The following is a 2,720-nucleotide window of genomic DNA, read 5'->3' as shown; positions in this document are numbered from 1 at the left end:
GGGGCGGGGAGGCGGAGGGGCACGGCACTATCGTGCCAGACCGGTCCGACCCTTCCGATCACGCCGAGGCGGGCCGCGCGACCCGCCGCGCGCGCCGCGGACCCGGGACGCTCACCGCGGGCCGCTGGTCCTTTACACTCTCGTGGCGCGTTACGCTAGACCTTCGGTACAGAAAATTCCGACCGCGTCACAACTGAACCAGGAGCCGCCCCACATGCCGATGCCGACCGAGGAAAGGGTGAGCCAGCTCGTTGCTGGACTCGTCGAACGCCGGGGATTCGACCTCGAGGGCGTCGATATCTCGAGGGCAGGCAAGCACGCGGACGCGCAGGCCAAGGTCAAGGTCACCGTCGACAGCGACGGTACCGCCGACCTCGACACCATCGCCACCCTCAGTTCCGAGCTCTCGCTGCTGCTCGACGACGCAGGCGAATTCGGCGAGACGCCCTACCTGCTGGAAGTCTCGACACCCGGCATCGACCGCCCACTCACCGCCGACCGGCACTGGCGTCGCGCGCAGGGCCGCAAAGTGCGCGTCACACTGAGACCGGGGGCCGAGCCACCCGAACCGGGCGGCTCGGCACGCTTCGACGCGCGGGTCGGCGCGCTGGCGCCGGATTCGGTGGCGCTGGTGTTCGGCGGCAAGCGCAATCCGCACCGCGTGCACGTGCCGCTGGCCGATATCGCCGAGGCCGTCGTCCAAGTCGAGTTCTCCGCGCCCGGTGAGCGGGAGCTGGAGCTGGCGGGCGGGGTCGCGCCCGGTCGTCCGAGACCGGGGCACGACGACGACGCTCTCGCGGTAGACGATGCCGCAGGCGCCCGAGAAGACACCGATGCACTACCTGTAACAGCGTCCGATTCGACCGAAGGGATCGTGGAATGAACATCGAAATCGAAGCCCTCCGCGCGATCGTCGCCGACAAGGGGATCTCGATCGAGACGGTGATATCCGCGATCGAGTCTGCGCTGCTGACCGCATATCGGCACACCGAGGGCCACCAGCCCAACGCGCGCATCGATATCAACCAGAAGACCGGCGTGGTGCGGGTGATGGCCCGCGAACTCGACGCCGACGGCAACGTGATCTCCGAATGGGACGACACCCCAGAGGGTTTCGGCCGGATCGCGGCGACCACCGCGCGCCAGGTGGTGCTGCAGCGGTTGCGCGACGCGGAGAACGAGAAGTCCTTCGGCGAGTTCTCCACCCACGAGGGCGACATCGTCGGCGGCGTGGTGCAGCGCGATGCGCGCGCCAACGCCCGCGGCACCGTGGTGGTCCGCATCGGCAGCGAACTGCACGGCACCGAGGGCCTGATCCCTCCCGCCGAGCAGGTGCCCGGCGAGACCTACGAGCACGGCGACCGCATCAAGTGCTACGTGGTCGGTGTCTCCCGCGGCCCGCGCGGCCCGCAGATCACCCTCTCGCGCACCCACCCGAACCTGGTGCGCAGGTTGTTCGCGCTGGAGGTACCGGAGATCGCCGACAGCTCGGTCGAGATCGTCGCGGTGGCGCGCGAGGCCGGGCACCGCTCCAAGATCGCGGTGCGCTCCACCGTGCCCGGCGTCAATGCCAAGGGTGCGTGCATCGGCCCGATGGGGCAGCGCGTGCGCAACGTGATGAGCGAGCTGGCGGGCGAGAAGATCGACATCATCGATTACGCCGAGGATCCGGCCGCTTTCGTGGGCAACGCGCTGTCGCCGTCGAAAGTGGTTTCCGTCACCATCGTGGACGCCGAGGCACGGGCGGCCCGGGTCGTGGTGCCCGACTTCCAGCTCTCGCTGGCGATCGGCAAGGAGGGGCAGAATGCCCGCTTGGCGGCGCGTCTGACCGGCTGGCGGATCGATATTCGCAGCGACGCGGCCCCTGACGTGGGCGGCGGCGTGCGGACGGAGGCGCATCGCAGTTGAGCGAAGCTCACACCGCGAACAGGGAATCCCGCCCCGGGGATGACATGTTGGTAACTTCCGCGGGGGAGGGGTTCGGCGTTCGGGGCCGGGCAGCGGTACAGTGGTCCAAGGTTCAGCACGAGCCTTCGGCATCTTCGCCCGATCGCACCATCGAGCAGCACCCCGCGCCAGCGCGGCGGTCGGCTCCGGTGCGTACGTGCATCGGATGCCGGAAGCACGAGTTGGCCGTCGATCTGTTGCGGATCGTGGCACAAGATCGGGAAACCGGCGACGGATCCCGTATCGTCGTGATCGTTCCCGATCCGCGGCGCAGACTTCCCGGGAGGGGTGCCTGGTTGCACCCCCTTTCGTCTTGTCTGAGCACCGCAGAACGACGCCGAGCATTCGGCAGAGCACTACGAGTGTCCGGACATCTGGATATCTCAGCCCTGGAGCATTACCTCGAGAACAGGCACGAGCACTCATGAGCACACCGTGAAGTACCAACGATGAACGTCCGTCGGAGATAACCCGAGGTCGTGCGGGCCGCCGTCCCCCTGAAACGGTGGCGCTGCTCGACCTCTCAGTGAGGAGAGCAGTGGCAGGCAAGGCCCGCGTGCACGAGTTGGCGAAAGAACTCGGTGTCACGAGCAAAGAACTACTCGCAACGCTCAAGGAGCAGGGCGAGTTCGTGAAGTCGGCGTCCTCGACGGTGGAAGCACCCGTCGCGCGTCGGCTCCGCGAGTCGCTGGCGGCGAAGTCCGCGCCGGCGGCAGACTCCAAGTCCGGGGCGCGCCCCGGGCCCGCTTCGTCGGCGCGTCCGGCCGCGAAGC

The 2,720-nt window shown here is 68.4% G+C and carries 4 protein-coding genes; all 4 read left to right on the top strand.

Going from position 1 to position 2,720, the window contains the following annotated elements:
* Positions 1-214 precede the first annotated feature (214 nt).
* Complete coding sequence (rimP, locus tag NL1_RS35875) at positions 215-883, top strand: ribosome maturation factor RimP (RefSeq protein ID WP_067849388.1); 669 nt, start codon at positions 215-217, stop codon at positions 881-883.
* A complete protein-coding gene (gene nusA / locus NL1_RS35870) occupies positions 880-1,908 on the top strand; it encodes a transcription termination factor NusA (RefSeq protein ID WP_067849385.1) in 1,029 nt (342 codons plus the stop codon). Before rimP ends, nusA begins: the two co-directional genes overlap by 4 nt.
* Positions 1,909-2,057: 149 nt before the next feature.
* Positions 2,058-2,375, top strand: coding sequence for a YlxR family protein (locus tag NL1_RS37095; protein ID WP_245673746.1), 318 nt, complete (start codon positions 2,058-2,060; stop codon positions 2,373-2,375).
* A 110-nt stretch (positions 2,376-2,485) separates the two neighbouring features.
* The coding region (locus NL1_RS35865) for a translation initiation factor IF-2 N-terminal domain-containing protein (protein ID WP_156095219.1) at positions 2,486-2,720 on the top strand (235 nt) is incomplete at its 3' end.

This window comes from Nocardia lijiangensis NBRC 108240 (assembly GCF_001613045.1).
In the GTDB taxonomy this organism is placed as follows: Bacteria; Actinomycetota; Actinomycetes; order Mycobacteriales; family Mycobacteriaceae; genus Nocardia; species Nocardia lijiangensis.
This window is presented reverse-complemented; position numbering and strand designations above follow the sequence as displayed.